6 protein-coding genes and 1 pseudogene are annotated in these 4491 nt (G+C 34.7%); all 7 read left to right on the top strand.

Annotated elements, in window-relative coordinates:
- On the top strand, positions 1 to 243 hold a 243-nt coding region (locus tag H540_RS0121625), incomplete at its 5' end, for a DDE-type integrase/transposase/recombinase (protein ID WP_028402351.1).
- Between the two features lie 275 nt (positions 244 to 518).
- On the top strand, positions 519 to 1163 hold the full coding sequence (locus H540_RS0121620; protein ID WP_245592322.1) for a hypothetical protein: 645 nt from the start codon (positions 519 to 521) through the stop codon (positions 1161 to 1163).
- 448 nt (positions 1164 to 1611) lie between these two features.
- On the top strand, positions 1612 to 1872 hold the full coding sequence (locus H540_RS0121615; protein WP_028402349.1) for an ArsR/SmtB family transcription factor: 261 nt from the start codon (positions 1612 to 1614) through the stop codon (positions 1870 to 1872).
- Positions 1873 to 2173: 301 nt separating this feature from the next.
- Positions 2174 to 2683, top strand: a complete 510-nt coding sequence (locus H540_RS0121610) for a MepB family protein (protein ID WP_028402348.1) — start codon at positions 2174 to 2176, stop codon at positions 2681 to 2683.
- A gap of 290 nt (positions 2684 to 2973) precedes the next feature.
- Positions 2974 to 3543: a recombinase family protein gene (locus tag H540_RS0121605; protein WP_028402347.1), complete on the top strand. Its 570-nt coding sequence runs from the start codon at positions 2974 to 2976 to the stop codon at positions 3541 to 3543.
- A 302-nt stretch (positions 3544 to 3845) separates the two neighbouring features.
- Positions 3846 to 4055: a DUF3903 domain-containing protein gene (locus tag H540_RS30595; RefSeq protein ID WP_034671655.1), complete on the top strand. Its 210-nt coding sequence runs from the start codon at positions 3846 to 3848 to the stop codon at positions 4053 to 4055.
- Between the two features lie 182 nt (positions 4056 to 4237).
- Positions 4238 to 4491, top strand: a pseudogene (locus H540_RS0121595) (IS6 family transposase); the annotation flags it as partial.

The following is a 4491-nucleotide window of genomic DNA, read 5'->3' as shown; positions in this document are numbered from 1 at the left end:
ATACCTGACGGTATGCAACTTAGACAACAGAAGTACTTGAATAACATAGTAGAGCAAGATCATCGCTTTATAAAGAAGCGAGTCCGTTCTATGTTAGGATTAAAAACGTTTCAAACAGCCAAACGGATCATCTGTGGAGTAGAGGTGATGCATATGCTGAAAAAAGGACAACTGCAACAAGGGGTGGAGTCTGTCCAAAGCGAGATTGAATTCATACATAAATTATTTGGAATAACATCATAACCCCTAGATGAAAAGGATATGGAGGCTCTACGTTTCTAACAAATCATATTTGCACCAGAACCCTAATCACGTCCTTTTTTAGAGTGCTAGTATCAGTATGTTCAAGATTTAGAGATTACTTGTAAGTGTGTTGAACTTTTTGTACCACAATCTTATTTTCTATCATTTGTTGAAATATCCAATCGCTATAATATGGAAATTTGTTCTTAAAATAGCTATTTTTTTATGTTAAGGTTAAATAAGGGAAAATTATGAAAGAAAGCGAAGGACAAAAAATGAGATCAAAAACATTATTTGCAATTGGAACGTTGGCCGTTGCAGGAATTTTATTCACAGGTTACACATTGACGAAGGCGGACGAAAATCCGAAACCAATCCCGAAAGCGGAAACTGTCAAAAAGGTTGTTGACCCGAATCCGAACAAAAAATGGAAAGACTCATCAATAAATGCAAAAGGTTGGGTTGCATTTGAAGTCAATGCATTTTCAAAAACAGACCCTAAAATTTCCAAATCGGAATATGATGAAGGATATGATTACTATTTGAAAGCTCAATCCGTTTCAAACGTCGTGAGAGGATATGTTCGAGTTGAGGGCGGTGACCTTGAAAAAGACTTTGAAAACTTGCGGGAACTTGCGGGAATAATCGAACACGAACAATTTGTCCGAACCGATCACATTGACCCCGACGGGAAAGCAATGGATAAAACGGAATACATCAAGCAATGGAAGCCTGTAAATGAAAGAATGCGGCGGTCATACGAATATATGACAAAATTGTTGAACGATATTGATGTTGCAATTAATAAGGACGGAAAGGGTAAAACGTTTGGCGTGTCGCACCAATTGGACGGCGACAAGACAAGTGAAATGGAATCGTTCATGGCATATTTTGAAGAAGACGGCGAAAACAGAAAATAAGCCCATGAATAAGAAAACAATCGAACATGGACGCTTCAAATTCGGTTAACGATAGAGACAAAGATTCGATTCATGGAACAACCTTTATAATAAATTGAACGGGATCTGGTGCAAATATGGCTTGTTAGAAATATACTTGCACCAGAAGCAAGATTTATTATTTTAAGGAATTCACCTGCTTTTATTTCTCTAAAAAAAAAGAAACTGTGTCTTGTCAGTTGAACAAGTAACAATGAATACCGTATTCATTTGAGGTTTACATAACCTATCATTATCGGAAGTCAATGTATCTCAGAGTAGAGTAAAGAACTGACAGCTTACTACCGATAACACTGATTATGTAAACTTCACATAAATACCATATACAACAGGATTTCCCTAATTGGATTACGAATTTAATCATTATTAATAAATCATGATTAAATGAAATAATGAGGGGTGATCATATATGAAGTATGAAGATATCGCTGAAGTGTTAAAGGTATTGGCACATCCTGTCCGTTTAAGCTTAATAGAAATAATGCTTACAAAAGGCCCTACTAATGTAACAACAATGTATGGAAAATTACAAATGCCTCAAAGTACAATTAGCCAACATTTAGCCAAACTAAAAGCTGCTAAAATTATTTCAGGAACTCGAAAAGGATTAGAAATTTATTATGAAGTAGTAGACAATCGTACAAAAGCGGTATTATCAAGTTTGGTTTAAATGTTGAATTTCTTGACTTCACAGTAACAAATCATAAATTAACTTAACATCAAAAATTATATAACTACTCATAACATTGATTATGTAAACATGAAATCCCTTCAGCATGCATGAAGGGATTTTTCATTTCCGGTTCCAAAACTTAAGGGTTTTGGAATAGATTCTTTTTCAACTAACGGGGCAGGATAGCTAGATAAGAAACGTGATAAAATAAGAAAATTTTGACGGTATTTTATAATTAGCCTATTCTATTCAAGAAGGCATTGGATTACGTAGTATAAAAAATAAGGAGTACAAAGCAGTGAATGAATTTTATAAGGCGTTAACATATGTAAATAAAATTTTTTATGAACCAAATCACTTAACTATAAATGCTATTCGAGAAGAAGCTCAAAATTCAGATTATGGGGCTGGTATGTTTCAACTAAATTCAAAATCGGTTAGATTTAGAGTCGCAAAAATAACACCTAACAAGATAGGACAGTTTGTTGCTTTTTGGGAAAAAGATGGAGATAATAAAAACCAAGCCTTTTCATATGAAAAGGCTACTGATTTATTGGTTATCAATACTTTTACTAGTAACAATAATTTTGGACAATTCGTTTTTCCAAAAGAAGTTCTTGTGAAACAAAATATCCTTAAAACAGCCACTACAAAAGGTAAAATGGCAATTAGAGTTTACCCTAGATGGGAAAATCCCACTAGCAAACAAGCTATCGAAACACAAAAATGGCAGTTAGTATATTTTGTTGAGGTGAACAATACAAATAGTTTTCCAGTACAAGAACTATTAAAGCTATATTCTAACTAAAATTGGATAGCCCTGAGCCGGCTAATAGTTTGTGAAGTTTAACACTTCAACTAACAGGTACATTAGTGAAGTAACTACCAATAACACTGATTATGTAAAGAAGCCTGTTGAATTCAACAGGCTTCTTTTGTTCGTTTAGGATGTAGTCTAGACGGACAGTGATAAGTATATGTTTTTATGTTCGTTTGTAATTGTTTTTAGTATTTATGAACAAAATTCTGTGAAAGTCATGACTCTAGACGGACAAATTGTATATAATAAGATCAAAAAGCGGTAGAGGAGAAGGAACAATGGTGGGGAAGAAGATAGCTTATATAAGAGTTAGTACAGTTGATCAGAATTTGGATCAACAAAAAGTATTATTAGATAAATATGGTATTGAGAAGTGGTTCGAGGAAAAGGTATCCGCAAAGGATACAAATAGACCAAAGTTACAAGAAATGCTTGAGTATGTCCGGGAAGGGGATTGTATCTACATTCGTGACTTTTCACGTTTAGCAAGAAGTACACAGGATTTGCTCAATATCACGAAACAGTTAGAGGCAAAAGGAGTAAAGCTTGTTAGCGAAAAGGAGAATATTGATACAAGCACTCCACAAGGAAGGCTCATGTTGACGATGATAGCTGCCATTAATGAATTCGAACGTGAGAACTTACTTGAAAGACAACGTGAGGGCATAGCCATCGCCAAAGAAAAAGGATTATATAAAGGCCGCAAGAAAATTGATTTTCCTGTTGGATGGGATGAAGTATATAAGCGGTGGAAGCATAGAGAGATCAATACAACTAACGCGATGAATGCATTAGGTTTGAAGCGAACCACTTTTTATAAACTTTTAAAAGAATATGAGGAACAGTAAAGGATGTCACAATGACATTCCTTTTTGTTTGCACCAGAACCAATATTTTTATGTACCATACAAATTGTAACAAACTTCGATAGAAACAGGGTGATAAACTATCTATAAGATGTTCTCCTCCAACTTTTGGGGCACACATGAAATGATATGTGGTGCCTTTTCTTTGAATGGAATAGATAACGAGTATAGGAAAGAACATGTAAGTCTTTATAGCAGTACATTAATTTTTCATTTATAGCACATACATCGCAGAATCCTATCATAAGTTTCTTATATCTATGATTGGAAAAGGATGAACGTGTATGATATTTCAGTATCAGGTACACTACGTGCTCGTAGTAGGCAATCGATTACAAAAACAAGTCATCACTGTAGCGGCATCTTCAGAAGAATACGCTTTTCAAAAAGTTCAAGGTGAGCTACGTCGTCGGTTTGGCCCTTCTGTTACCCCTAATATATGGATTCCCTCTTACGATAGAGAGAAGGGTTCTGTTGTTTCTGTCGCTATGTAATACTATATTAATAGGAAAGAACTCGTCTTGTTTAAAGGAATGAGTTTCTTTTTTTCTGTAAATAAAAAATGATGTACACCTATAAATCGGTTCTGGTGCAAAAACTTCAAAATATCTGCAAGTAATCTCCCAAACTTGGACATACTGATACTATTACTCTAAAAAAGGACGTGATGATCAGTATGGAAAAGCAAAATCTATTCAAGTGGAAACATTTTCAACCTGATATTATTTTATTAACCGTTAGATGGTACCTACGGTATAACCTCAGTTTTCGTGATTTAGTCGAAATGATGGAAGAACGTGGACTATCTATGGCTCATACAACTATTATGCGTTGGGTTCATCAATATGGACCTGAATTAGATGAACGAGTACGACGTTATCTTAAGCCAACCAATGATTCCTGGAGAGTCGATGAAACCTATGTGAAAGT

Source organism: Ectobacillus panaciterrae DSM 19096 (assembly GCF_000430785.1).
Classification (GTDB): Bacteria; Bacillota; Bacilli; order Bacillales; family Bacillaceae_G; genus Ectobacillus; species Ectobacillus panaciterrae.
The sequence above is the reverse complement of the archived record's forward strand: the minus strand, read 5'-3'. Positions and strand labels throughout refer to the sequence as shown.

Excerpts from the sequence above, each read along its gene's own strand:
- H540_RS0121620 (WP_245592322.1), top strand. The coding sequence starts at position 519 with ATGAGATCAAAAACATTATTTGCAATTGGAACGTTGGCCGTTGCAGGA.
- H540_RS0121615 (WP_028402349.1), top strand. The coding sequence starts at position 1,612 with ATGAAGTATGAAGATATCGCTGAAGTGTTAAAGGTATTGGCACATCCT.
- H540_RS0121605 (WP_028402347.1), top strand. The coding sequence starts at position 2,974 with ATGGTGGGGAAGAAGATAGCTTATATAAGAGTTAGTACAGTTGATCAG.
- H540_RS30595 (WP_034671655.1), top strand. The coding sequence starts at position 3,846 with ATGATATTTCAGTATCAGGTACACTACGTGCTCGTAGTAGGCAATCGA.